This window comes from Nitrobacter hamburgensis X14 (genome assembly GCF_000013885.1).
GTDB lineage: Bacteria > Pseudomonadota > Alphaproteobacteria > Rhizobiales > Xanthobacteraceae > Nitrobacter > Nitrobacter hamburgensis.
On sequence record NC_007964.1, the window covers coordinates 3,511,438 to 3,535,292 of the forward strand.

General features: G+C 63.9%; 23 protein-coding genes. 12 read left to right on the forward strand and 11 right to left on the reverse strand.

Annotation, left to right across the window (positions count from 1 at the left end):
* Position 1 precedes the first annotated feature (1 nt).
* Positions 2–769 carry a hypothetical protein gene (locus NHAM_RS16330; RefSeq protein WP_011511576.1) on the reverse strand — a complete coding sequence of 256 codons (768 nt, stop codon included), beginning with the start codon at positions 767–769 and terminating at the stop codon, positions 2–4.
* 272 nt (positions 770–1,041) lie between these two features.
* Between NHAM_RS16330 and NHAM_RS16335 the strand changes: the two genes are divergently transcribed.
* The 6 genes from NHAM_RS16335 (at position 1,042) to NHAM_RS16360 (ending at position 6,979) form a co-directional block, all read left to right on the forward strand.
* Entirely contained in the window at positions 1,042–1,827 is a 786-nt protein-coding gene (locus NHAM_RS16335; RefSeq protein WP_011511577.1) for a 16S rRNA (uracil(1498)-N(3))-methyltransferase, read from the forward strand.
* Between the two features lie 96 nt (positions 1,828–1,923).
* Complete coding sequence (locus NHAM_RS16340) at positions 1,924–3,099, forward strand: ATP phosphoribosyltransferase regulatory subunit (RefSeq protein ID WP_041359170.1); 1,176 nt, start codon at positions 1,924–1,926, stop codon at positions 3,097–3,099.
* Positions 3,096–4,073, forward strand: coding sequence for an ATP phosphoribosyltransferase (gene hisG / locus NHAM_RS16345; protein ID WP_011511579.1), 978 nt, complete (start codon positions 3,096–3,098; stop codon positions 4,071–4,073). Before NHAM_RS16340 ends, hisG begins: the two co-directional genes overlap by 4 nt.
* Positions 4,074–4,146: 73 nt before the next feature.
* A complete protein-coding gene (locus NHAM_RS16350; protein ID WP_011511580.1) occupies positions 4,147–5,193 on the forward strand; it encodes a glycosyltransferase family 2 protein in 1,047 nt (348 codons plus the stop codon).
* A complete protein-coding gene (locus tag NHAM_RS16355) occupies positions 5,190–6,032 on the forward strand; it encodes a ChbG/HpnK family deacetylase (protein ID WP_011511581.1) in 843 nt (280 codons plus the stop codon). The genes NHAM_RS16350 and NHAM_RS16355 overlap by 4 nt, the downstream gene beginning before the upstream one ends.
* 116 nt (positions 6,033–6,148) lie before the next feature.
* Entirely contained in the window at positions 6,149–6,979 is an 831-nt protein-coding gene (locus NHAM_RS16360; protein ID WP_011511582.1) for a DUF2076 domain-containing protein, read from the forward strand.
* A 91-nt stretch (positions 6,980–7,070) separates the two neighbouring features.
* Here NHAM_RS16360 and NHAM_RS16365 read toward each other — a convergent pair whose 3' ends face one another.
* Complete coding sequence (locus NHAM_RS16365) at positions 7,071–7,850, reverse strand: L,D-transpeptidase (protein ID WP_011511583.1); 780 nt, start codon at positions 7,848–7,850, stop codon at positions 7,071–7,073.
* Between the two features lie 317 nt (positions 7,851–8,167).
* Between NHAM_RS16365 and NHAM_RS16370 the strand changes: the two genes are divergently transcribed.
* Positions 8,168–8,950, forward strand: coding sequence for a protein phosphatase CheZ (locus tag NHAM_RS16370; RefSeq protein WP_011511584.1), 783 nt, complete (start codon positions 8,168–8,170; stop codon positions 8,948–8,950).
* Positions 8,951–9,169: 219 nt separating this feature from the next.
* Here NHAM_RS16370 and NHAM_RS16375 read toward each other — a convergent pair whose 3' ends face one another.
* On the reverse strand, positions 9,170–9,727 hold the full coding sequence (locus NHAM_RS16375) for a hypothetical protein (RefSeq protein WP_011511585.1): 558 nt from the start codon (positions 9,725–9,727) through the stop codon (positions 9,170–9,172).
* Between the two features lie 332 nt (positions 9,728–10,059).
* Here NHAM_RS16375 and NHAM_RS16380 point away from each other — a divergent pair, with 332 nt between their 5' ends.
* From NHAM_RS16380 to NHAM_RS16390, 3 genes are all read left to right on the forward strand, one after another.
* Positions 10,060–10,356, forward strand: coding sequence for a co-chaperone GroES (locus NHAM_RS16380; protein ID WP_011511586.1), 297 nt, complete (start codon positions 10,060–10,062; stop codon positions 10,354–10,356).
* Positions 10,357–10,558: 202 nt separating this feature from the next.
* Positions 10,559–12,196: a chaperonin GroEL gene (gene groL, locus NHAM_RS16385; protein WP_011511587.1), complete on the forward strand. Its 1,638-nt coding sequence runs from the start codon at positions 10,559–10,561 to the stop codon at positions 12,194–12,196.
* Between the two features lie 106 nt (positions 12,197–12,302).
* Positions 12,303–13,502 carry a hypothetical protein gene (locus NHAM_RS16390; protein ID WP_011511588.1) on the forward strand — a complete coding sequence of 400 codons (1,200 nt, stop codon included), beginning with the start codon at positions 12,303–12,305 and terminating at the stop codon, positions 13,500–13,502.
* A gap of 230 nt (positions 13,503–13,732) precedes the next feature.
* Here the strand turns inward: NHAM_RS16390 and NHAM_RS16395 are convergent, their stop codons facing one another.
* The 6 genes from NHAM_RS16395 to NHAM_RS16420 form a co-directional block, all read right to left on the reverse strand.
* Positions 13,733–14,140: an META domain-containing protein gene (locus tag NHAM_RS16395; RefSeq protein WP_011511589.1), complete on the reverse strand. Its 408-nt coding sequence runs from the start codon at positions 14,138–14,140 to the stop codon at positions 13,733–13,735.
* Positions 14,141–14,417: 277 nt separating this feature from the next.
* A complete protein-coding gene (locus NHAM_RS16400) occupies positions 14,418–15,428 on the reverse strand; it encodes a TorF family putative porin (protein WP_011511590.1) in 1,011 nt (336 codons plus the stop codon).
* Between the two features lie 635 nt (positions 15,429–16,063).
* Positions 16,064–16,522 carry a hypothetical protein gene (locus NHAM_RS16405; RefSeq protein WP_011511592.1) on the reverse strand — a complete coding sequence of 153 codons (459 nt, stop codon included), beginning with the start codon at positions 16,520–16,522 and terminating at the stop codon, positions 16,064–16,066.
* Positions 16,523–16,545: 23 nt separating this feature from the next.
* Complete coding sequence (glcF, locus tag NHAM_RS16410) at positions 16,546–17,862, reverse strand: glycolate oxidase subunit GlcF (RefSeq protein WP_011511593.1); 1,317 nt, start codon at positions 17,860–17,862, stop codon at positions 16,546–16,548.
* Positions 17,859–19,142 carry an FAD-binding protein gene (locus tag NHAM_RS16415; protein ID WP_430707708.1) on the reverse strand — a complete coding sequence of 428 codons (1,284 nt, stop codon included), beginning with the start codon at positions 19,140–19,142 and terminating at the stop codon, positions 17,859–17,861. The genes glcF and NHAM_RS16415 overlap by 4 nt, the downstream gene beginning before the upstream one ends.
* Before the next feature lie 162 nt (positions 19,143–19,304).
* Positions 19,305–20,798 (reverse strand): FAD-linked oxidase C-terminal domain-containing protein, encoded by a 1,494-nt coding sequence (locus tag NHAM_RS16420; RefSeq protein WP_011511595.1) that lies wholly within the window; start codon positions 20,796–20,798, stop codon positions 19,305–19,307.
* 481 nt (positions 20,799–21,279) lie between these two features.
* Between NHAM_RS16420 and cycA the strand changes: the two genes are divergently transcribed.
* Positions 21,280–21,681: a cytochrome c-550 CycA gene (gene cycA / locus NHAM_RS16425; protein ID WP_011511596.1), complete on the forward strand. Its 402-nt coding sequence runs from the start codon at positions 21,280–21,282 to the stop codon at positions 21,679–21,681.
* 8 nt (positions 21,682–21,689) lie between these two features.
* Here the strand turns inward: cycA and NHAM_RS16430 are convergent, their stop codons facing one another.
* Together NHAM_RS16430 and NHAM_RS25160 are read right to left on the reverse strand one after the other, a co-directional pair.
* Entirely contained in the window at positions 21,690–22,373 is a 684-nt protein-coding gene (locus NHAM_RS16430) for a TetR/AcrR family transcriptional regulator (protein ID WP_011511597.1), read from the reverse strand.
* A 578-nt stretch (positions 22,374–22,951) separates the two neighbouring features.
* Positions 22,952–23,107 carry a DUF3096 domain-containing protein gene (locus NHAM_RS25160; RefSeq protein ID WP_011511599.1) on the reverse strand — a complete coding sequence of 52 codons (156 nt, stop codon included), beginning with the start codon at positions 23,105–23,107 and terminating at the stop codon, positions 22,952–22,954.
* A 238-nt stretch (positions 23,108–23,345) separates the two neighbouring features.
* Between NHAM_RS25160 and NHAM_RS16440 the strand changes: the two genes are divergently transcribed.
* Positions 23,346–23,723 carry a DUF1236 domain-containing protein gene (locus NHAM_RS16440; RefSeq protein ID WP_011511600.1) on the forward strand — a complete coding sequence of 126 codons (378 nt, stop codon included), beginning with the start codon at positions 23,346–23,348 and terminating at the stop codon, positions 23,721–23,723.
* The last annotated feature ends 132 nt before the right edge of the window (positions 23,724–23,855 follow it).

A 23,855-nucleotide genomic window follows, 5' to 3' on the forward strand; every position in this document is an offset into this window, starting at 1 on the left:
GTCATCGGGTGAGAACGTTGCCGCTCAGGGTGTCGAACGTGCTGCCACCCTTTTTCGATGTGGTCGCCTCCGGCATGCCGCCGGCCGAGCCGAGAACTTCGCTCAGGCTCGGGCCGGCCGGAGCGCGCATCTTTGCCTGCTTGGCCACGTCGCAAACCTTCTGAAGCATGGCTTCCGTCGCCTTGTGGTTGGCGCGCATCTGCTTCCCGACATTGTCGGGAATTCCGCACTTCTGCGAATGCGTGTCGATGAATTTGACCATTTTGATTTCAGCCTGCGAATATTGTCCGATCAGTTTGCAAGCCTCATCCGGCGGCGCATGACGGGCACCGGCGGCCTGGATCAGCTTGCCGCGCTTTTCCGCCGCTTCACGCAGGGGCACAAACTCCTTCATGCATTCCTCGCCGCCGGGCGGACCCGCTTGCCGCGGAGGAGGTGCACCAAAGCCGCCGAGCATCGGAGCCGCGCCACCAGAGGGAAATGCGGCAGGCGCGTCGGCTTTCGCAGAGGTCGTTCCGTTAACGGGGGGAAACGCAGAATCCTGACGCGGCGCGGCCGTGCTTCGCGCAGACGTACCGTTGACCGACGGAAAGGCCGAATCGTTGGGAGTTCCGACCGATCCCCTTACGGGCGGAAACGCCGGATCATTGACCGTTCCGACCGCGCCATTGGGCAACGGCGCCGGAAACGGAGTCTGGCCAAGCGCGTCGGTGACGCTGGTGGCGAACACCGCAAGGATCAGTGGAACGATCAGACGTCGGACGATCACAATATTCCTCCGGCAGGGTCAATGTCCCCGAAGTCTTCGCAACGAACGACTTTCCATGTTTCCGCGTTTTACGATTCCTGCCGGTTTTTAACAACCCGACGAATTGGGCAAGAGCGCGGCGCGCATGGCCGCGACGGAGGCCGGCGGCCCCGGACCCCGCACATTTCCCGCGAACAAGCTGGTGTCGTAAGAAAGTTCAGGGCTGTTTTCCGCGCCGTGGTTTGAGGGCCGGATGGTGTTGGTCTAGAAACGGCTCCCGAAGGATTTCAATCATGCCCGACACGGACTTTCGCAGTCCCCGGCTCTATGTCGATGCCCCACTCGAGCCGGGCGGCAAGGTTCCGCTCGACCGCAATCAGGGCAATTATCTCGGCAACGTCCTGCGCCTCGGATCCGGGGCAAACGTTCTGGTTTTCAACGGCCGCGACGGCGAGTGGCGGGCAGCGATTTCAGGCCGCAAGCGCCCGGAATGCCTCGATATCGTCGCCGCGGCCAGGGCGCAGGACCGCCTGCCCGACCTGCACTATGTGTTCGCGCCGCTGAAACACGCCCGGCTCGACTACATGGTCCAGAAAGCGGTGGAAATGGGGGTCTCCGCACTACAGCCGGTCCTGACCCGCTTCACCCAGGTGGCTCGCGTCAACGGCGAACGGATGCGCGCCAACGTCATCGAGGCCGCCGAGCAATGCGGCATCCTTAGCCTCGCAGCAGTCGAGGAGCCGGTGACCCTGGACCGCTGGCTCGGCCGGCGCGCTCCCGAACGCCTGCTGGTGTTGTGCGACGAGGCCGCCCTGGTGACAAATCCGGCGGCGGCGCTGGAGCCCATGCGCGGCGCCGCGCACGGCATCGACGTTCTGGTCGGCCCCGAAGGCGGCTTTGCCGAAGACGAGCGGGCCAATCTGCTCAACCAGCCCAATACGCTGCGGCTGTCGCTGGGGCCACGGATCCTGCGCGCCGATACCGCCGCGGTCGCTGCCATTGCCCTTGTCCAGACCGTGCTGGGCGACTGGACCGCGGCCGAACAACGCACGCAGGTTGAGATTTCGGCAACTCGTTAAGCCATGCCCCCGATCGTGGTCGAAACTATCGAACGGCCATGCTAAGGGCTTGCCCTGAAACCGAATGAAAACGCCTTGGAATCCATGGACTTCGATATGAGCCGTAGCGCGGAAAATCCTGCAACCCGATCGCCCTCCTGGGCGGACGGACTGCTGTCGTCGTTCGCCCAGGCCGGCTACGTCAAGGCTGAGCCCGCGATCCTTCAACCGGCCGAGCCGTTTCTGGACCTGTCCGGCGAGGACATCCGCAAGAGCCTTTACCTGACCTCGGACGCGGGCAGCGAGGAGCTCTGCCTGCGTCCCGACCTGACCATCCCGGTGGCGCGGGACTATCTTGCCTCCGGCAAAGCCGGCCAGCCGGCCGGATTCTGCTATCTCGGGCCTGTGTTCCGCTATCGCGGCGGCCGATCGAGCGAATTCCTCCAGGCCGGCATCGAATCGTTTGGCCGGCAGGATCGCGCCGCCGCCGACGCCGAGATGCTCGCGCTCGGCCTTGAAGCCGCTGCGGCTTTCGGCATCACCGATGTGGATATCCGCACCGGCGACGTCGCGCTGTTCACCGCGCTGATCGATGCGCTCGAGCTTTATCCGGTGTGGCGGCGCCGGCTGATCAAGGGTTTCAACCGCAAGTCCAGTCTTGCGCAGGATATCGAGCGGCTGACGCTCGCGACCGGGCCCGGGCACAACGAATACGAAGGCGTGCTTGCGGCGCTCGCGGGTTCGGATCGCAAGGCCGCGCTGGCACTGGTGACGGACATGATGTCGATCGCGGGCGCGACCAATGTCGGCGGCCGCACCCTGGCCGAGATCGCCGACCGCTTTCTCGAACAATCCACGCTGAAGAGCGGCGCGCTGCCGCGCGACGCGCTGACCATCATCAAGCGGTTTCTCGCGATAGCGGGCGATCCCGACGAGGCGCTCGGCGAGCTGCGCGCGCTGGCTTCCGACGCTGGTCTCGATATCCACACCGCGATCGATCAGGTCGAAAGCCGTATTGGCTTCATGGCGGCGCGCGGCATCGAAACCGGCAGCATCGGCTTCGCGACGTCGTTCGGCCGCGGCGTCGACTACTACACGGGCTTTGAATTCGAGTTGCAGCGCAAGGGCAACGGCGACGAGCCGCTGGTTGCCGGCGGTCGCTACGATGGCCTGATGACGCAACTGGGTGCAGCCGCGCCGATCCCGGCGGTCGGCTTCTCGATCTGGATCGAGGCCTTGACACGGTTCGCGGGTGAAGCCTCCGCGAGCCGAACCGGCAGGAGCGCGTCATGACCGCCCCTCTCGTTCTGGCCGTGCCGTCGAAGGGCCGTTTGCAGGAAAACGCCGAGGCCTTTTTCGCCCGCGCCGGGTTGACGCTGGCGAAGCCGCGCGGCGTCCGCGACTATCGCGGCACCATCGCCGAACTCGACAACGTCGAGATCGCTTATCTCTCGGCGAGCGAGATCGCCTCCCAGCTCGCGCGCGGCATGGTGCATCTCGGCGTCACCGGCGAAGACTTGATCCGCGAAAGCATCGTCGACGCCGACAAGCGCGTGGCGCTGATCGACGGGCTGGGTTTCGGCAGCGCCAACGTGGTGGTCGCGGTGCCGCAATCCTGGATCGACGTGCGCACCATGGCCGACCTCGACGACGTGACCATCGGGTTTCGCGCGCAGCACAACCGGCGGATGCGGGTCGCAACCAAATACATCAACCTCACCCGCGTCTTCTTCGCGTCGCACGGCGTGGTCGATTACCGCATCGTCGAGAGCGCGGGCGCCACCGAGGGCGCGCCCGCGGTCGGCACCGCCGAGATGATCGTCGATATCACCACGACCGGGGCAACGCTCGCCGCCAACGGCCTCAAGGTACTTGACGACGGCGTCATCCTGCGCAGCCAGGCCAACCTGGTCGCGTCGCGCGACGCGGACTGGTCGAACGGCGCGCGCGAAACGGCGCGGATCATTCTCGACCACATCGCCGCGCGCGCCCGTGCCAACCAATACCGCGAGGTGCGGACCCGCTTCACAGGCTGCGATACGACGCTGCTCGCTGAAGCACACGATCGCTTCGGCGTGGTCTCGCCGTTCGGTGGGCCGACCTCCTCAGGCATGGTCACGCTGCACTGCCCGCCGGACCGGCTTTATGCGCTCGGCAGTTTTCTGCGCCAGCACGGTGCGGAAACGGTGTCGATCGCCTCGCTGGACTATGTGTTCGATCGCGAGAACCCGCTATTCGTGAGGCTGGAAGCGTTTCTGCGGCCGTAGAACGGCGCTGGCCGCCCGTTGAAGCGCACGGCCGCACCCACTACCTACGGCACAGAACCGCCGGAATCGACCGATGACGCCAACTGCCAGCCTTCCAGGTCTGCCCGCGGACGCGGCCGCCGCGGCTGCGCAGGGTCTGTCGATCGTGGTTCCCGTCTACAATGAGGCCGCCGGGCTCCAGCAGTTGCACGAACGCCTCGGCGCGCTTGCGGCAAAGCTGAGGCAGCGCTTCGGCCTCGCCTGCGAGGTCGTCTACGTCGACGACGGCTCGACCGACGGCACGCTGGGCCTGGCCCGCGCGCTCCCCGCCGCCGCGATCGACGTGCAGGTGGTGTCGCTGTCGCGCAACTTCGGCAAGGAAGCCGCCCTGATGGCGGGCCTGGATCACGCGCGGCGCGGCGCGCTGCTGTTCATGGACGGCGACGGCCAGCATTCGCCCGACCTCGTCGAGCGGCTGGTGGATCACTGGATCAACGGCGGCTACGACGTCATCTACACAGCGAAAGCGCATCGGACGAACGAGTCGGTGCTGCGGCGGATCGGCGTGCACAGCTTCTACGCGATCATCAACTGGGGCGCGCGCCAGCGAATTCCCGAAGACGCCGGCGACTTCCGCCTGTTGTCGCCCCGCGCAGCCGCCGCGCTGCGCCAGTTGCCCGAGCGCAACCGCTTCTTCAAGGGCCTCGCGAGCTGGATCGGCTTCCGGCAGATTCGCGTCGACTACGAACCCGACGTTCGCGCCCACGGCATGACCACGTTCAATACCGCGCGGCTGCTCGGTCTGTCGATCGAGGGGCTGACGTCGTTTTCGGTGGCGCCGCTGCGGCTGGCCAGCCTGCTCGGGTTGCTGCTGGCGCTTGCCGCCTTCCTGTTCGGATTGTCGATCCTGTGGGAAACCTGGGTCGATGGTGAGTCGGTACCCGGCTATCCGTCGCTGGTGGTCGGCCTGATGACGCTGGGCGGCGTGCAACTCCTGATGATCGGCATCGTCGGCGAATACATCGGCAAGATTCTCTCCGAACTGAAGGCGCGACCGATCTACTTCGTCGCCGAGCACAGCGTGAAGCAGGCCGAGGACGAACCGTCCGCCGGCGACCCGCACCGGACCGCCGCCGAATGAGCGGCGATAAACCGTTACGCCGGATTCGGCTGTGCGCTGACGACTACGGCATCAGCCCCGGCGTCAACCGCGCGATCCGCGATCTGATCGAGCGGGAGCGCATCAATGCGACCTCGGTGATGGTGGTCGGCCCCGCCGCCGGACGCCATGACGTCGAGGCGCTGGAGGCCGCAGTCGCGCGCAATCCGCATTGCGTCATCGGCCTGCACGCCACTCTTACCGCGCCGTTTCAGCCGCTCACCATGCACTACCGGCCACGCGATGGCGGACTGTTTCCGCCGCTTTCGAAGATGCTGCGCGCGAGCCTGTTGTGCCGGTTCGAGCCCGAGATGATTCTCGACGAAGTGACGGCGCAGATCGCGGCATTTACCGAACGGTTCGGCCGCGCGCCCGATTATGTCGACGGCCATCAGCACGTGCAGATCTTCCCGCAGGTACGCGGCGCCTTTCTGTCGGCGGTCGGAAACGCCGCGCCCGGCGCATGGGTGCGCCAGTGCGGTCGTCGCCAACCGCTGGCGCGGCGGCTCGGCACGCCGAAGGCGCTGCTTCTGGATATTCTGAGCGCCGGGTTTCGTCGCCATGCGGCGCGTGCCGGCATCCGCTTCAATCCGGCATTCGCCGGCGCCTATGATTTCACGAAGTCCGACTTCGCCGCGCTGATGCAGACGTTTCTGGACGGTTCGCCGGACGGCGGCCTGATCATGTGCCATCCCGGCTTTGTCGACGACACCCTGATCGCGCTCGATCCGCTCACCGACCAGCGCGAGCGGGAATACGCATTCCTCTCAGGGGACGGTTTTCGGGACATGCTGGCGGCGAATCGGGTGACGCTGGGCTGAGCCGCCAAAAAGCCAGCCTTCCTCCCGCCGCCGTGTGAAAAAATTTTAATCCGGCCGGCACTACTTGCGACACAAAACGCGCCTACATCCCATCCGCCATCTTTTGGGAGAGCGCCATGACGCCGCAAGAACGCCAGTTGGTTGACGACCTCTTCACCCGCCTCGCCGGCGTCGAAAACGCGCCGCGCGATCCTGCCGCCGCCGCCGTTATTGCCGACGGCCTGCGGCGTGCGCCCAACGCGCTTTACACGCTGGTCCAGACGGTTCTGGTGCAGGACGAAGCGCTGAAGCGCGCCCACGACCGCATTCAGGAACTGGAGAGCGGCGGAGCCACCGATCGGGCCGCCTCAGGCGGATTCCTCGACCAGATGCGCGACACCCTGTTCGGCAAGCCGCCGCAGCGCGGCTCGGTCCCGAACGTTCAACCTCCCCCGATGCCGTCGAGCCGGCCGGCCTGGAACACCGGCCAGGTGCTGCAGCAGGCCGAACAGCCCGGACGCTACAATCAGGGAGCTTACGAACAGAGACCTGCCGGTCAGCCACCTGCCGGTCAGCCCACCGGCATGCCGCAAGCGGGCGGCGGCTCGTTTCTCGGAACCGCGGCGGCCGCAGCCGCAGGCGCCGTGGGCGGCGGCCTGCTTCTGAGCAGCATCCGCTCCATGATGGGCGGCGAAGCTCATGCCAGCAGCTTAGGCGGCTCGGGCGGCCTCGGCGGCTCAGGCAGCAGCCCATGGGGCGGCGCCGGCGATCAGTCCGGCAGCAGTCTGGCGCGCGACGCCGGTGTGAAGGATGTCGGATCGCAACCCGGCAACACGCCGCAAACCAGTCCGTTCGATCAGACCCAGGCGGATGCCGATCAGGACCAGGACCAGGATCAGGACGACGACGATAACGACGAGATGGATATGGACTCCGACGACTTCGACGACGGCGGCGGCGATTACTGACCCCTCCGATTCGCAGCAGCAAAACGGCCGCCGATGGGGCGGCCGTTTCCGTCTCAGTCGATGTCCTGTTCGTCTCAGACGATGTGCTGCGTCAGATCACGACCACTCTGGCGCCGACGTGAACCCGGCCATAAAGATCGATCACATCCTGGTTGCGCATCCGGATGCAGCCGGACGACACGTTGGTGCCGATCGTCCATGGCTCGTTGGAGCCGTGGATGCGGTAGAGCGATGAGCCGAGATACATGGCGCGGGCGCCGAGCGGATTCTGCGGCCCGCCTTCCATGTGGCGCGGCAGATCGGGACGGCGTTTCAGCATTTCGGCGGGCGGCGTCCAGCCCGGCCATTCCTTCTTGGCCGTGACCGTCTTGACGCCGGCCCACAGGAAGCCCGGCTTGCCGACGCCGACCCCGTAGCGCAGTGCCTTGCCGTCGCCCTGCACGAGATAGAGAAACTTGCTCGACGTATCGATGACGATGGTGCCGGCGGTTTCCTTGCCGTGATAATCGACGAGCTGCTTCTCGAACTTCGGATCGAACGCGGGATGCGCGGCCTCGCTTGCATCCTGCTCAGGCATGATCTGCTGCGGCTGCGGCGCATAGAGCGGACGCGGATCGTAGGGCTGCTGCTGGTAACGCGATCCCTGCGGCTGGTCGTCGCCGAACAGGAACTCGATGAATCCGCCGCCCATGTTGGGCCGCTCCGCGTAAGCCAAGCGTTGCTCGGCCGGCTGCGACGCGGACTGCTCGGCGTAAACGACGGTCGGCTCGGTGAAGAACCTGGCTTGCGGTTCTCTCGCTAAGGCTTGCTGAACGCCAAAGCCAGCAAGCGACGCGCCCGCGAGGAGCGCGAGGGATATGTTTTTGAACATCGACGTACTCTGTACTGTTTCGCCGTGGATGGTTCGCAGTCAGTGCGCCCGATGGCGCATCCTCACACAAGCGAATTAGAATCAAAATCGCATCGGTTTGGTAAACAGGACCGACGTTTCGATTCACCACGCCGTCAATGCGACCCGGTTCCTTCACCTAGCGTTTATTTTCGATGAACGGACACCGACCATGGTTAATCGCCGGTGCGCGCGGAAAATTCGTGACGCGCGGTTCCCGGCGTGAACCCGGTGTTAAAACACGACGGTATAAAACGCATGATATAACGTATTGAATTAAGTCAAAGCTGGGGAGTCTGATGCCTGTTCAACGCAAACGCTTCCGCGTCGAGGAAATCCTGGGCGGCGGCACGCCGGATATCGCAATCGCCGTCGACGACGCGCCCATGCCGGTGCATCGCGAGATCATGGCGGAGTTGCGCGCGATCCGCCAACAGATGGGAGCCCCGCACCGCAATGGTGCGGCCGAGTCGGTCGCGGCCGACGGCGGGACCGCCAGCCGCGAGGTCGCCGAAGCGCAGGCGTTGCTGCAGACCTACCGCGCACAGATCGAACAATGCGAAAAGCTCAAGACCGAACTCGATCTGATCCACGACGCCATCAACCGCACCAAGCAGGAAATCGCGGTTCTGCATGGCAAGAGTTTCAGCGGCGACGAGATGGCGAAGGTTACCGACGAGCTTGGCGCCGTGGTGGGAGGCACCGAGCAGGCGACGCAACAGATTCTGGCGGCGACCGAGGCGATCGATCAGTCGGCCGGCGCCCTGTCCAAGGCGGCGTCGCCGGAGCAGACACGGTTGCTGAGCGAGGAAATTCAGGAACGCGTGATCTCGATTTTCGAGGCCTGCAATTTCCAGGATCTCACCGGCCAGCGCATCGCCAAGGTGATGAGTACGATGAAGTTCATCGAGCATCACATCAACGTCATGATGGACATCTGGGGCGGCGTCGACGCCATCCGGGCCCACGCTCCGCCGATCGTCGACGATCGCGTGGGCGATGCCAGGCTGCTGAATGGCCCGAAGCTCGACGGCGACGAGGGCCACGCTTCCCAGGACGATATCGACGCGTTGTTCGGCTAGTCCCAGGAAGCATCCCTCGTTGAGAATGCCCGGCCGCCGCGCCGGGCATTTGGTTTGAAATCGATCGGCTTCAAGTCGCGCGCAACCCGGCTAGAGCCTTTTCGCTTCTGATGGAATCAGAAGCGAGGCCCTATGATTTTGAATTGGCGCGTTTTCCTTCACGCGAACCGGTACCCATCCTCGAGTCAAGCCCGAGGACAGGCTTCGCTCGAAAACGCTCTAATGCGCGTGTGGCTTTGCCGCCGTGTGGCGGGAGGCCGACGCGGCCGCGGGCGCGCAGCGGACATAAACCATGTTGCCGTAGCGGGTCGCCGCATCCGGGTCGATGAAGCGCGTGACCAGGACGCGACCGTCGAAGGAGACGATCTCGCGATCCTTCGGGCCGCCGGCGGGTCCTTCCGGTCCGATATAGTTCTTGCCGCTCTGGCTGCCCTTCAGCCGCAATTCCTGCGGCGTCGCCTCGTCGGCGAGATGCATGATCACACCGCCGTTGCCGCCTGCGCCGATCACGTAGGGATTACGGCACTGCGTCTTGGCCGCAGCCTCGGTCCGCGCCCGGTCGTTCGGGTTTTGATAGGATGCAAGGCCCCAGCGTCCGACGAGTTCGTCGGCGCGGATCGTGGCCGGAATGTCGGGCTCGACCGCCGGCTGGGGAGGCTGCGCCGGTTGGTTCGATAGTCCGATCGAGCCGATCGACCCGCACCCGCCGAGAAACACCGCAAGGGCCGCGGCCGCCCCAAGGTTCAAAGCCGCGCGTCCGCCGTCTGATCTGACCATCGTATGTTTCCCCGACCGAGTTCCCGACCGCCGCGCCCCAGGCAGCCAGGCTTAAAAAATGTGGCCGCGGCAACCTTACCCCGCGATCACGAGGGCACCACGACATGGTTTGCACTATCCTACACACCCCTCACCAACGGCTTAAGGGGGCTTGCTTGACAAGCATGGCTGCCAAGCCATATTCCCCGCCGACGATTAGCACTCTTTGAGCATGATTGCCAAAGATCGGAGCATGATTGCCAAAGATACGAATCGCTCGGCGTTTCGAATCCGGGCGCATTGCATTCCGTCGATGGCAATTCAGAGTCCTGCGAACCCCCGGAGGAGCCGCTATGGCTAAAACCAAATTTCGTCCGCTGCATGACCGTGTCGTGGTCAAACGCATCGATGCCGAAGAAAAGACCAAGGGCGGCATCATCATTCCCGACACCGCCAGGGAAAAGCCCTCGCAGGGCGAAGTCATCGCCGTCGGCCCCGGCGGGCGCGACGAAGCCGGCAAGCTGGTCCCGATCGACATCAAGGTCGGCGACAAGGTACTGTTCGGCAAGTGGTCGGGCACCGAGATCAAGCTCGACGGCCAGGACGTCCTGATCATGAAGGAGTCCGACATTATGGGCGTGCTGGACTAAGCCTGACGGCCTCCACATCTACCGACGTCATCGCCCGGCAAGAGCGCACTATGCGCCCGATGACCGGGCGAACCAGTATTCCGACGCAACGCGTTGCGATTGAACATCGCGGGATACCGGGTCATCCGCTTTCGCGGATGATGACAGCACAGTGCTTGTAAAACTCTGCGGAAGACGTTTTGCTCAATCAAGGAACCATCAAATGTCAGCCAAGGACGTCAGGTTTTCCGGCGACGCGCGCGACCGCATGCTGCGCGGCGTCGATATCCTCGCCAACGCCGTAAAGGTGACCCTCGGCCCGAAGGGCCGCAACGTCGTGATCGAGAAGAGCTTCGGCGCGCCACGCATCACCAAGGACGGCGTCACCGTCGCCAAGGAGATCGAGCTCGACGACAGGTTCGAGAACATGGGCGCGCAGATGGTGCGCGAGGTCGCCTCCAAGACCAACGACACCGCCGGCGACGGCACCACCACCGCCACCGTGCTGGCCCAGGCCATCGTCCGCGAGGGCGCCAAGGCCGTTGCCGCCGGCATGAATCCGATGGACCTCAAGCGCGGCATCGACATCGCGGCCGCGGCCGTGGTGAAGGACATCGGCAAGCGCGCCAAGCCGGTCGCATCCTCGGCCGAAGTCGCGCAGGTCGGCACCATCTCCTCCAACGGCGACACCGCGATCGGCAAGATGATCGCGCAGGCGATGCAGAAGGTCGGCAACGAGGGCGTCATCACCGTCGAGGAGAACAAGTCGCTCGAAACCGACGTCGACATCGTCGAGGGCATGAGGTTCGACCGCGGCTACCTCAGCCCCTACTTCGTCACCAATGCCGAGAAGATGACCGCCGAACTCGACGGCGCCTACATCCTGCTGCACGAGAAGAAGCTGTCCGGCCTTCAGGCCATACTGCCGTTGCTCGAGGCGGTGGTGAAGTCGGGCAAGCCGCTGCTGATCGTGGCGGAAGACATCGAGGGCGAGGCGCTGGCGACGCTGGTGGTCAACCGGCTGCGGGGCGGCCTCAAGGTCGCAGCCGTCAAGGCGCCCGGCTTCGGCGATCGCCGCAAGGCCATGCTGGAGGACATCGCGATCCTCACCGGTGGCCAGCTCATCTCCGACGACCTCGGCATCAAGCTAGAGAACGTCACCGTGGACATGCTCGGCCGCGCCAAGAAGGTGGTGATCGACAAGGAGAACACCACAATCGTCAACGGCGCCGGCAAGAAGAAAGATATCGAAGCGCGGGTCGGACAGATCAAGGCGCAGATCGAGGAGACCACCTCGGACTACGACCGCGAGAAGCTGCAGGAGCGTCTGGCCAAGCTCGCCGGCGGCGTCGCGGTGATCCGCGTCGGCGGAGCCACCGAGATCGAGGTCAAGGAAAAGAAGGATCGCGTCGAGGATGCCCTCAACGCCACCCGCGCAGCCGTGCAGGAAGGCATCGTGCCCGGCGGCGGCACCGCGCTGCTGCGCGCCAAGAAGGCGGTCGGGCGCATCGCCAACGACAACCCGGACGTGCAGGCCGGCATCAACATCGTACTGAAGGCGCTGGAAGCCCCGATCCGCCAGATCGCGGAAAACGCCGGCGTCGAGGGGTCCATCGTTGTCGGCAAGGTTCTCGAAAACAAGACCGAGACCTTCGGCTTCGACGCCCAGAAGGAAGAGTATGTCGACATGGTCGCCAAGGGCATCATCGATCCGGCCAAGGTGGTGCGCACCGCTTTGCAGGATGCCGCGTCGGTCGCGGGCCTGCTCGTGACCACAGAAGCCATGGTCGCCGAACTGCCGAAGGAGGAGCCGGCGCCGGCTATGCCGGGCGGCGGTGGCATGGGCGGCATGGGCTTCTGAGCCTTCCCAACTGCACGACTTCGCCAGAAGGCCGCCTCCGGGCGGCCTTCTTTTTTGGCGAAGCCGGTTCTAGGGTGACAGGCGATTCGACAAACGGGGATTCTCTATGCGCGCGCTACGGCTGTGCCTGGTCGGCTTGGTGATCGCTTTGCCGGGGAGTCTGTTCGCGCAGGACAGGCCGCTTCCAAGGACACCCCCCGGCGGCGCCGAGGTGCGATACTTCACCTCCATCGACGGGCTGATGGAAGGCAATGCCGACGTCATCCTCAAGGAAACTCGCCAGGGCAAGACCGTCACAGCCGCCGTTCTCGATGTGTGTTACCCTGCGAAAAAGGGCTCCGATCGCAAGGACCGCTTCGTCGTCAACCTCGCGGTGAACGGCTCGACCCTGACCGGCACGACCCAAAGCATCGGCGACAAGCTTCCGGTCGAGGTCAACCTCACCCGCAAGCCCACCGGCGATACGTTCGAGTTCGAGGGCCGGGTCAGCGTCGGCCAGACCGTCACCGAGGTGACCTCGACGGACAATTCCGACCTCAGCGAGGCCGAGTTCAACGACGCGCGCACAACCGACGACGGCATCATCGCAACGCCGCAGGATTTCACCGAGGTGTCTCCCGAAGCCATCGCCGTGAAAGTGAAACTCGACGCCGCGGTCGATTTGCTCAAGGGGTTGAGAGGACAGCATGTCGAGGTGGCGCTGAACAGCCTCGATGTGAACTGCGAGGTGCTGCGGGCCGGCGCGCAGGTCATCGACATCAACGTCGATCCCGAGCGCGCGCCCGCCCTCGTTGCCAAACTGAAGGCTTCGCCCGGCGTGATCGCCGCCGGCTGGAGCACTGGCATGTTCGACATGGAGCGCACCATCCGGTTTCCGGCCGCGGAATGGCGCGACAACGGCAAGCTCAATCGTAACAAGCTCGCGACCGCCATCTCCGGCGTGCTGGAAAAAGCCCTCGACGCAAAGCCGGTGTCAACAAAATGGAGTGACGACACCGGCAAGCTGACGCTGACCTTCAAACGTCCGAGCGACGTGGTTCCGGCGCTCAAGCTTACCGACACCATCGAGGTGACCGCGTTGCCCGGCCCCGACAAGCCCGGCGGGTCCGATCACATCATGCTCTGGGTCGGCGTCCCGTCGACGACTACCACAGACGAAACCGAGGGACCGAGGCTCGGTCTGGCCGACGACACGTCAGCGGGCGACGACGAGGGCGTCGAGACCGACGACAGCGGTTCGGTGGATGCGCTGGCGAAGCAGTTCAAGGCCCAGCGCTGGGACGCCGACAAATCGGCCTGGAAATAACGCGCCCCGACTCTCTGCGGCACAGGATTGCGATCCGTGCGCGCGGAAATCGGATTATGAGTGCTTCACGCTTGGACGGAAACATCTCGATTGTCCGTCATTGCCGGGCTAAAGCGCGAAGCGCGTCTTCGCGCAGACGTCCCGGCCATCCACGTCATCGATCGGATTCACGTTTCAAGACGTGGATGCCCAAGCCGGGCATGACGATTCAATCAAACCTCATCCCGCTCTCAGTTTGTATTGAGATGAAACCGCAGCGTGGTCGGTCCGGCGAACGAGACCGCGTCGCCCTGCCGCTCCCAGGTGACCGCAGCAGTGAGCGCCGCAACCAGGTCGTCATCGGCCTGCGCCTTCTCCGGCGGACAGGAGCGGTCCTCCAGCGGACCGGCCACGAAGATGACGGTGTTGCCGGCCACCGAGAACTGGCCCTTGCCGCCCTTGCACCACAACTCGAGCTTGGCCTCGCCGCTGTCGCCGATTTCCAGCGACGGCACCCGCTTCGAGCCGGGCTGCGGCGGCGCATCCAGCGTCATCTCGAAGCCGAACGGAAATCCATCCTGCGCCGACGCCGGCGATGCAATGATGCCTCCGACGGCGATCGCAACCGCACCGGACCAGAACCCAAACCTTGCAGCCATCCGCCCTCGTTGAATGATGATCGCGACCGATCAGACCCGCGCCGTTCTAGTGCCTTTCCGCTTCTGATGGAATCAGAAGCGGGGCTCTATGATTTTGACGCGTTTTCTTCACGCGAACCGGTATCCATCCTCGGGTCAAGCCCGAGGACAAGCTTCGCTCGAAAACGCTACATACGCAGATTTCGTGAGGTGGAGTCCGCTTTGTGGCCGAAATCTGCCTGCGGGCTGCAATCGCCTCCCCGGCCCTGACATCATGGCTCGACGAAAAGAGCGCGGACTATTTCAGGCTGGTCATCGCCGTCAGGTCAGCCGACAGCTTTGCGATGAAAGTCGCGCCGCACCAGGTGGAGCCGGCGCCGCCCGGATTGATGTTTGTAAAGCTGCCGTTGAGCGGAGCCCTGAAATCCGACGTGAAGGCGTTACAGTCCCCCTTCGACAGGTCGCTGTCGGAGTAGCGCAGGTCGAGCGTGAACACCTTGTAGGTGAGGCCGATGCCGATATTCCAGGTATTGTAATCGGCATACTTGATGCCGTTCGGAAACGGACCTGCGAAGCCGGCCGCGGCAACGCCGGTGCCGTAGAACGAGTCCGACGTTCCGAGCCACTGGCGGCCGAACTCACCCGACACATACATGCCGACGCCGCTGCTGCCGAACGTGGTGGCGGGCGCGGTGTACTTGGCGGTGATCGACGCGTAATTGCCCCAGGCGCCGGTGTTCAGGAAGTTCGGGGAATAGTACTCGTTCAGGCCGACCGCCCAGTTGTCGTTGATGGTGTAGTTCACCTTGGCGTAGGTCTCGAAGAAGCTCACGTCCTTCTTCATGACGTTACCGTTGAACAGAGCGATTGCACCGGTATCGCCCGGGCAGAGCGTGCCGAGACCGGCGGCTGCGGTATCAACGCAGGTGCCGCCCGGATACAGGTAGCCCCAGACGCCGAAGTCGAAGGCAAAGGCGCCGAAAGTCGGACGGATACCGCCGTAGATATCGACCTCGGCCGCCGCACGGTTGGCGAAGGAGATGCTCTCGACCGACGAGCCGACGTAAAGCTGCAGATCCTTGGTGACGTTGTAGCGGGGCTCGAAGTAGGCGGTCACTGACGGCTTGTGGTTCGACTGCGTCACGCCGCGGAACACGTAGTCGCTCATGACGCCGGCGCCGAAGGCGATGTCCCACGGATCGAATGCGACCGGAGGCGGCGCCTTGTAGGCATTCACCGCCATATCCGCCGCCAGCGCCGAACTTGCCGTCATCGCCAGCACCGTTGCTGCCAGGACCATTGTCTTCATGACGAACCCTCATCCGCCGAAAAGCCGCGCAAGTAAACCGGCCCAAGCAAACCGGGCCCAAGTAAACCGGACCCAAGTAAACCGGCCCAAATCCCGAAGGTCGCGAAGGCGAGCGACATTTGGCCGCAAATGATTCCTTTTTTGTTAACCATACTGAGGCCGAAGACGAAAACCGGGAAGCCGAAATAGCGAGCATTTGCCGCCTATCCGGGCGTTCCGGCCTGTTTGCAACACATTGTTCGCCGGTCTTGCAGAATATCAATCACAGAATCCCGTACGGCTCGGCGGTGCGAGCGGCATCCTCGCCTGACGCTTTTCGCGCCACATCATGCCGCCGACGATGGCCGGTCCGATGGCCGTCGGACTGATTCCAATGACCTGACTGTTTCCAATGAAAAGGGCCGCAGCGGAGACGCTGCGACCCGGAACTCAAGTATTGGATGGAGACGGCACGCGATCGTCGCCCGAAGCTGTCAACCCAACCTCATCCTGCTTTATAGCGTTTTCAAGCGAAGCATGTCCTCGGGCTTGACCCGAGGACGGATACCGGTTCGCGTGAAGAAAACGCGTCAAAACAGAAAGCTGGAGCCGGCTTTGATTCCATTAAAGCCGGAATAGCTCTAGTTGCCGTCACCTCACGAGCCCGAGCCATGGCCGTCGTCCGTATGGTCATCGGCCGGAGCCGCGGGCTCGGGCATGGCCCAACTCGGGGCCGGCATCGCGGCAACGGCTGGCTTTCGCGCGGCACGTTTGGCCGCGGTTTTTTTCACCGAAGCCCTGCGTTTGGTCGCCGGCTTCCCTGCGGATTTCTTGACGGACTTCTTGGCAGATTTTTTGGCTGATTTCTTGACGGACTTCTTGGCAGATTTCTTGGCGGCTTTCCTCGGAGACTTCTTGGCGGATTTTTTGGCGGATTTCTTCGCCGATTTCTTCTTCGCCGTCCTCTTTGCCGAAACCGTCTTCACCGCCTTCTTCGTGGATTTCTTCGCAGCTTTCTTTGTAGCTTTCTTCGCCGATTTCCTGTTTGCCGCTACGACCTTCTTCTTGCTTTTCTTGGCCTTAACGCTCTTCGCCTTCCTGGATTTCTTAGCCATCGTGGTCCTCCTGTTGCCGCCGATCAATTCAGTCCTGGCCGGGGGCCGCCCGTTGCCCAATCGAGAAGTTCAATCGTGTGAACAACAGGGACCGACGTTCCACCGGCAATCTGAACCATGCACCCGATATTGCCGGCGGCAATCATGTCCGGCTTGACGCTTGCGATATTGGCGACCTTCCGGTCGCGCAGTCTGTTCGCAATGTCAGGCTGGAGAATGTTGTAGGTCCCCGCCGAACCGCAACACAAATGACTCTCCGGGATATCTTTCACCACGAATCCATTCTTGGAAAGCAAATCTTTCGGAAGCTGCGTGATTTTCTGGCCGTGCTGAAGCGAACAGGCGGAGTGATAGGCAATGACGAGATCGCTGCGACTGCGCGGCGGCGGCAGATCGAGGCTCGCGACATACTCGGTGATGTCCTTGGTCAGGCCTGATATCTTTGCGGCCGGCCCGGCGTAGTCGCGGTCCTCCCGCAACAGGTAACCGTAATCCTTGATGACGGTACCGCAGCCCGACGCCGTCACCACGATGGCGTCGAGGCCGCCGCGCTCCGCTTCCGCGATCCAGGTTGTGATATTGGCCCGCGCACGCGCCAGTGCATCCCGGTCGTCGCCCATATGATGCGTCAGCGCGCCGCAACACTGCTCGTCCGCCACCAGCACCACCTCGACACCGTGACGGGTCAGCAGGCTGATCGCGGCCTGGTTGATGCGCGGCGCCAGCACCTGCTGGGCGCAGCCCTGCAGCAGCGCAACGCGGCCACGCTTCGCACCCTGCGCCGGAAACACGCTGCCGGCGCGCGCTCCGGGAGCCGGCAGCGACGCCGGCGCGAGCGCCAGCATCGCCTTGATCCTGTGCAAGAACGTCGGCGTCGTCGCGCCCGGCTTTGAGCCCGGCAGCAGCGCCGCGAGGGGCCGGCCAAGGCGCGCCAGAACCATGCCGGCGCGAAAGACTCTCGGCCGCGGCAGCACATAGGCGAGAACGGCCCGGAGCAGCCGCTCGGGCAGCGGCCGCACATACTCCTTCTCGATCCTGACCCGCGCCTGATCGACCAGGTGCATGTAGTTGACGCCGGAGGGACAGGTCGTCATGCAGGCGAGACACGACAGGCAGCGGTCGATGTGTTTCACGACCTCGGCCGTCGGCGGCTCGTTCTTTTCGAGCATCTGTTTGATCAGATAAATCCGGCCGCGCGGGCTGTCGAGTTCGTCGCCGAGCAGCACATAGGTCGGGCACGTCGCGGTGCAGAACCCGCAATGCACGCACTTGCGGAGGATCTTGTCGGCTTCGACGATATCCGGGTCGGCCAGCTGAGCGGGCGTGAATTCGGTTTTCATGAGATCGACGTCCGCACCAGCCTGCCGCGATTGAGAATGCTTTTCGGATCGAAGCTCTGCCGCACCCGCTCGGCCAGGGCTGCGACGCCTTTCGCCTGCGGATGAAATACATCGACCGTTCGCCGCAGTCCCTCGTCAGCCCGCAGCAAGGTTGCGTGGCCGCCGATCGCGGCGAGCCGCCGGCGCAGCATCGTAGCGTGGGCGTCGGTCGCTGGCGGCAGCGCCGCCCAGAGCAACCCGCCGCCCCAGTCATAGATCACCTCGCCGCCGGTGTCGCGCGCCAGCGCCTGCCCGAAGGCGCCGCCGCACGCAGGCGGACAGACGATCCGCCACACCGGCCACGCGCCAAGTGCGCCGTCGGCCGCGAACGGCATGACGTCGCGAATGTCACGCCACAGCGCAGCCGACTCTGCACCCCCGATGAGTTCGGCCGTTCCGAACGATGCAAGCTCCGCTGCGAGCGCCGTCGCGCGGTGACTAACCGAGGCGGCGATGCCTTCCAGCCGCAACAGTGTCGCGGCCTGCCCCGTTGATGCGAGACCGGCGAGCGCGCCTCGAGCCGAGCCTTGAGCCAAGCCTTGAGCCAAGCCTTGAGCCAAGCCTTGGGCGGCCGCCCTGAGCGCCGGATGCGGCGCGTGTGCCGCCCCCGAAACGTCATACGGCGAACCCAACGCGGCGGTCATCGCCCGATTGGCGGTGACGTCGTCGAGCCCGCGCAACACCAGAGTGCGCTCGGTCTCGGCCTTCGGCATCACCTTGAGCGTCACCTCGGTCATGACCGCAAGCGTACCCCACGATCCGGCCAGCAGCTTGCAGAGATCGTAGCCGGTGACGTTCTTCACCACCCTGCCGCCGGCCTTGAAACTGTCGCCGAAGCCGGAGACGGCGTGGGCGCCGAGCAGATGGTCCCGCGCGCCGCCGGCCTTGATGCGGCGCGGGCCGGCGAGCCCGGCACCGATCATGCCGCCGACGGTGCCGCGGCCGGACCTGGCGCCGAGCAGCACGGCGGTGTCCATCGGCTCGAACGCAAACTCCTGGTTTTTGGAATCGATCAGCGACAGCACGTCATCCAGCGGTGCGCCGGCCTGCACCGTGATGATGAGTTCGTTCGGCTCGTAACAGGTCACCGCGTTCAGCGCCGAGACATCGAGCACCGCATTGGTCGCCATCGCATGGCCGATCGACTGCTTCGAGCCGTGCCCCCTGATCTCGAGCGGCTGTTCGCCGGCGATGGCGGCGCGCACCGCGGCCTCCACGTCGGCGGCGTCGCGTATTTGCAGGATGTTCACGGCGCTGCCTGATGCTTCGAGAAGTGGGCCGAGAAGATGCAGGGCCTGCCATCGGCCACTAGGCACAACCGGTTCTCTTCCCCCTTATGGGGGGAAGAGAACGCTTCCGCATGTGCGGAAACGACACCGTACTCCAGCAACGTCATGATCGCCTCAAAATCTCGGCAAATCCGGAAACGCCAGTTTGCCGCCGTGCACATGGACGCGGCCAAGCTCGGCGCAGCGGTGCAGCGTCGGAAACACCTTGCCCGGATTAAGCAGCCCCCGCGCGTCGAACGCGCATTTCAGCCGCTGCTGCTGGTTGAGATCGGCCTCGCTGAACATGTACGGCATCAGGTCCCGTTTCTCGATACCGACGCCGTGTTCGCCGGTCAGAACGCCGCCTAGCTCGACGCAGCAGCACAGAATCTCCGCGCCGAACGCCTCCGCCTTGTCCATCTCGCCGGGCTTGTTGGCGTCGTAGAGGATGAGCGGGTGAAGATTGCCGTCGCCGGCATGAAACACGTTGGCGACGCCGAGACCGTATTTCTCGCTGAGATCGCGAATGCGCGAAAGCGCCCGCGGCAGCGCGCCGCGCGGAATGGTGCCGTCCATGCAGAGATAGTCCGGCGAGATGCGGCCGACAGCCGGAAACGCCGCCTTGCGGCCGGCCCAGAACAGGTCGCGCTCGGCTTCCGAACCGGAAATCCGGCAGGTGGTCGATCCACAGCCGAGCGCGATGGCCTCGACCCGCTTGATGAGTTCATCGACTTCAATGCTCGAGCCGTCGAGTTCGATGATCAGCAGCGCTTCGACATCGAGCGGATAGTCGGCATGAACGAAGGCTTCCGCGGCGTGGATCGCCGGCTTGTCCATCATTTCCATGCCGCCGGGAATGATGCCGGCGCCAATGATCCGCGCCACGCACTCTCCGGCCGCCTCGACTTGCGGAAAGCCGACCAGCAGCGCCCGCGCGGTTTCCGGCTTGCGCAGAATGCGGACGGTGACTTCGGTGACGACGCCGAGCAAGCCTTCGGAGCCGGTGATGATGCCCATCAGGTCGTAACCCGCGCTCTCCGCCGTCTTACCGCCGATGCGGAGGATTTCGCCCGACATCAACACAAGCTCGCAGCCGAGCACGTTGTTGGTGGTCATGCCGTATTTCAGGCAGTGAACGCCGCCTGAATTTTCCGCGATGTTGCCGCCGATCGAACAGGCGATCTGCGACGAGGGATCGGGCGCGTAGTAGAAGCCGGCATGGGCCACGGCCTGACTGATCGCGAGGTTGGTGACGCCGGGCTCGGTGACGACGACGCGATTATCGAAATCGATCTCGCGGATGCGCTTGAACTTGCTTAAGCCCAGCAGCACCGCGTCCTCAAGCGGCAACGCTCCCCCGGACAGCGAGGTGCCGGAGCCGCGCGGCACCACCTTGATGCCGTTGTCGAAACAGTATTTCAGAACGCGCGACACCTGCTCCGTGGTTTCCGGCAACACCACGACCATCGGCGGCTGGCGATAGGCGGTCAGGGCGTCCGACTCATACGGCAGCATTTCCGCGGCACTGGAGATCACGCCTTCGCCCGGCACGATCGCGCGCAAGTCCGCAACGATGGCGTCGCGGCGATTAAGGACCAACTGATCCGATGCGGGCATCATGATGGGCATAAGGCAGGCGCTCCTGCATCGCGACCTAGAGCAAATGCTCTTAGTCAATAACTCGCGCGTATTCTGATCGCAAAACCGGTATCCACGTTTGCGGACTACGCGCCAATCGTGGGATCGCTACAACACCAACCGGATCAACCACATTTCATATGTCTTGTGTAGGTATCGCCGGTCTTTAGTTAAATAGGATTGATGGGACTCCGGTCGAATGCTACGATTGCAGGGCGCGACGGTGCTCCGAGCACGGCCGCCTGAAGGATTGAATCGGCTGCCGCAACCCGGCGAGCCCGTCAAGCGGCCTTTTGTACCAAAAATCATGCTCGAATCATTCTAAGATCAGTGGTATCCTTTGATTCTGCGGTTCGCATCAGGGGTTATCGCAACGACGTGCGAGCTTCAGAATCGAGGCACGGCCTCTTCCTTTCTGGGGAGGCAAATCCCAACCGCTTTAGCCTGAAGCCACCACAACTCAGAGGTCTCCATGAAAACGTTCGCCATCTCCGCACTGACTGTTCTCGGCGTCGCGCTTGCAAGCGTGGGCACCTCAAGCGCACAGGATGCGGCCGCCGGAAAGGCAGCCTTCAACAAGTGCAAGGCATGTCATGACATCGGCGAAGGCGCCAAGAACAAGGTCGGACCGGAGCTGAATGGCCTGGATGGCCGCCATTCCGGCGCCGTGGCAGGCTATGCCTATTCGGACGCCAACAAGAATTCCGGCATCACCTGGAACGAGGCAGAGTTCAAGGAATACATCAAGGACCCCAAGGCCAAGGTCCCGGGCACCAAGATGTCGTTCGCCGGCATCAAGAAGCAAAGCGAACTCGACAACCTCTGGGCCTATGTCTCGGAGTTCGACAAGGACGGCAAGGTCAAGGCGAAGTAAGGCGCGCTTCAGCCCGTGTGCTCCCCTGCCGGCATCCTTGCCGGCAGGGCGGCCTGCACCACAAGACCGCGGGCGCGGGCATCCGTCACGCCGACCGCGCGCAACGCCAGCAGGGTCGCTGTCTGCACCACGTCGCGGAGCCTCGCCGGATCATCGAGGTTGTCGGGCGCCAGCGGGCCGACAAGAGATTCATTCAGTGCGCCAAGCAGCGCGGTAGCGGCCAGCGACGTATCCTGCGCCGGCAGATGTCCGGCGCGCACCGCGGCGATGATACGCGTTTCAATCTCGCCGGCGATGTCGCGGCGGCTTGCCAACCGCGTCGCAGCCACATCGACATCGACCGGCTCGGCCAGAATACCCCACGCCAGTTTCCGGTGCGACACCATATGCACGGCGACGGTAGCGACCGCGGCCGCGAGCGCCGAAGATGGACCCGGCGCGGCGTCGGCGGCAGCACGTATCGCGGCCAGCTCGTCGCGCGCAACCTCCATGATCAGTTCGGAAATCAGATCCGCTTTCGAGGGAAAATAACGATAGACGGTGCCGGCCGCGACATTGGCGCGAAGCGCGACCGGTGCGATCTGCACTGCCGCCATGCCGCTGTTGCTGGCCGTATCCCGCGCTGCCGCCAGGATGGCGCGGCGCCGCGCCGCGAGGCGCTTCAAGACCTGATGGGTCCGCCGATACACCATGCGCGTTTCATGTCCATCGACCGCCGCGGCGTTGGCCGGAACGTACGTGCGTTCAATACGTTGCGCGAGTTCGCGCAAAAGGCGTTCTGAAAAGCTGAACACCTATTCAGACCGGAAGGCAAGCGGCTTTCGATATCTGCGCCCAGGCAGACCGACGTGGTCATCGCCCAGCGGTGACCGGATCGCCGTCCGCGTTCGCCCGCACCACGGAATACTGAATCGAATTGTAGACGAGACGCGAACGCGACTCGGCGTCGCTGCTCGACCTTTGCTCGATCAGCGATCTGGAAACGGAGCAAGTGCGAGCGCGAGCAAGGCAATCACCGCCAGCGCAGAATGTCCCACCTCGCGGCTCTGATGAGCGCGTCACAAGCGGAGCGCGGCTAGCCGCCGTTCCAGCTCGCTCCGTCATCCACTGCGACAGACAACACGATCAGGACACCATTATAGCGTTTTCGAGCGAAGCATGTCCTCGGGCTTGACCCGAGGATGGGTTCCGGTTCGCGGGAAGAGAACGCGTCAAATCAAAATCATGGAGCCCGCTTCTGATTCCATCAGAAGCGAAAAGGCTCTGGAAATCAGAAATGCAACATCTTGAACACACCAAGGCCTGAGAGACCGATGAAGATGAGATAAATCGCGACAACCAGATTCAGGAAACGCGGCATGATCAAGATGAGAACGCCTGCGATCAGCGCCACGATGGGCTGGATATTTGCTGCCGTGATGACCATTGGGGAACCTCCGCTGATGCGATTGACGAATCGCAGAAACTTTATCCGCCGCGCCGGCTTCACGATAGCGGCCGCTGCGACATCGACGGGTTCCACTTCATCTTGTGGCCTTGCCGCAAATCGCCCTGGAAATGCCAACATGCGCGGGGGAACGATGGCAGGCCGGATGAATTGGCATGACACCAAGCGAACGGCGCGCGTTAAAAGATGCGCGCCCGATTTCATAAGGAGGCCAACCATGCGGAATACCGCCCTGGCTATTGCCACACTTGTGACGGCGCTCGGCGGAGCCCTCGCCGCTCACGCGCAAGGCGTCACGGTCGGGGTCGCGCCGTCGACCGATGTGGTCGTCACCCAGCCGGTCGAGGTCGACGCCGACGGCGGAATTACTTACGAGCAGCGCCCGGCGTTTCGCGAATACGTCGTGACCGAGCGCGTTCCCTCTTTCACCGTTCCGCAAAACATCGTCGTCGGTGCGACCATCGCCGACGAAGGCGTCGCCCTTTACGACGTGCCGCAGCGTTTCGGTGCGACACCGTATCGCTACACCGTTGTGAATGGTGAAACCGTGCTGATCGAGCCGCGCACGCGGCGCATCATGCAGGTGATCGACTGATACTTTGCGCCAGGCCCACATCGCTCGGACGCGCGCTGGCGGCGTGTTCTTTCAAGCGATGCGGGTGTCGGTTCGCGTGACGATACGGCACGATCGGAGCCGCCGTCACGCGGGCGACCGGAACCCCGTCCC

Coding starts and splice junctions, on each gene's coding strand:
- NHAM_RS16335 (WP_011511577.1), top strand. CDS start 1,042: ATGCCCGACACGGACTTTCGCAGTCCCCGGCTCTATGTCGATGCCCCA.
- NHAM_RS16340 (WP_041359170.1), top strand. CDS start 1,924: ATGAGCCGTAGCGCGGAAAATCCTGCAACCCGATCGCCCTCCTGGGCG.
- hisG (WP_011511579.1), top strand. CDS start 3,096: ATGACCGCCCCTCTCGTTCTGGCCGTGCCGTCGAAGGGCCGTTTGCAG.
- NHAM_RS16350 (WP_011511580.1), top strand. CDS start 4,147: ATGACGCCAACTGCCAGCCTTCCAGGTCTGCCCGCGGACGCGGCCGCC.
- NHAM_RS16355 (WP_011511581.1), top strand. CDS start 5,190: ATGAGCGGCGATAAACCGTTACGCCGGATTCGGCTGTGCGCTGACGAC.
- NHAM_RS16360 (WP_011511582.1), top strand. CDS start 6,149: ATGACGCCGCAAGAACGCCAGTTGGTTGACGACCTCTTCACCCGCCTC.
- NHAM_RS16365 (WP_011511583.1), bottom strand. CDS start 7,850: ATGTTCAAAAACATATCCCTCGCGCTCCTCGCGGGCGCGTCGCTTGCT.
- NHAM_RS16370 (WP_011511584.1), top strand. CDS start 8,168: ATGCCTGTTCAACGCAAACGCTTCCGCGTCGAGGAAATCCTGGGCGGC.
- NHAM_RS16375 (WP_011511585.1), bottom strand. CDS start 9,727: ATGGTCAGATCAGACGGCGGACGCGCGGCTTTGAACCTTGGGGCGGCC.
- NHAM_RS16380 (WP_011511586.1), top strand. CDS start 10,060: ATGGCTAAAACCAAATTTCGTCCGCTGCATGACCGTGTCGTGGTCAAA.
- groL (WP_011511587.1), top strand. CDS start 10,559: ATGTCAGCCAAGGACGTCAGGTTTTCCGGCGACGCGCGCGACCGCATG.
- NHAM_RS16390 (WP_011511588.1), top strand. CDS start 12,303: ATGCGCGCGCTACGGCTGTGCCTGGTCGGCTTGGTGATCGCTTTGCCG.
- NHAM_RS16395 (WP_011511589.1), bottom strand. CDS start 14,140: ATGGCTGCAAGGTTTGGGTTCTGGTCCGGTGCGGTTGCGATCGCCGTC.
- NHAM_RS16400 (WP_011511590.1), bottom strand. CDS start 15,428: ATGAAGACAATGGTCCTGGCAGCAACGGTGCTGGCGATGACGGCAAGT.
- NHAM_RS16405 (WP_011511592.1), bottom strand. CDS start 16,522: ATGGCTAAGAAATCCAGGAAGGCGAAGAGCGTTAAGGCCAAGAAAAGC.
- glcF (WP_011511593.1), bottom strand. CDS start 17,862: ATGAAAACCGAATTCACGCCCGCTCAGCTGGCCGACCCGGATATCGTC.
- NHAM_RS16420 (WP_011511595.1), bottom strand. CDS start 20,798: ATGCCCATCATGATGCCCGCATCGGATCAGTTGGTCCTTAATCGCCGC.
- cycA (WP_011511596.1), top strand. CDS start 21,280: ATGAAAACGTTCGCCATCTCCGCACTGACTGTTCTCGGCGTCGCGCTT.
- NHAM_RS16430 (WP_011511597.1), bottom strand. CDS start 22,373: ATGGTGTATCGGCGGACCCATCAGGTCTTGAAGCGCCTCGCGGCGCGG.
- NHAM_RS25160 (WP_011511599.1), bottom strand. CDS start 23,107: ATGGTCATCACGGCAGCAAATATCCAGCCCATCGTGGCGCTGATCGCA.
- NHAM_RS16440 (WP_011511600.1), top strand. CDS start 23,346: ATGCGGAATACCGCCCTGGCTATTGCCACACTTGTGACGGCGCTCGGC.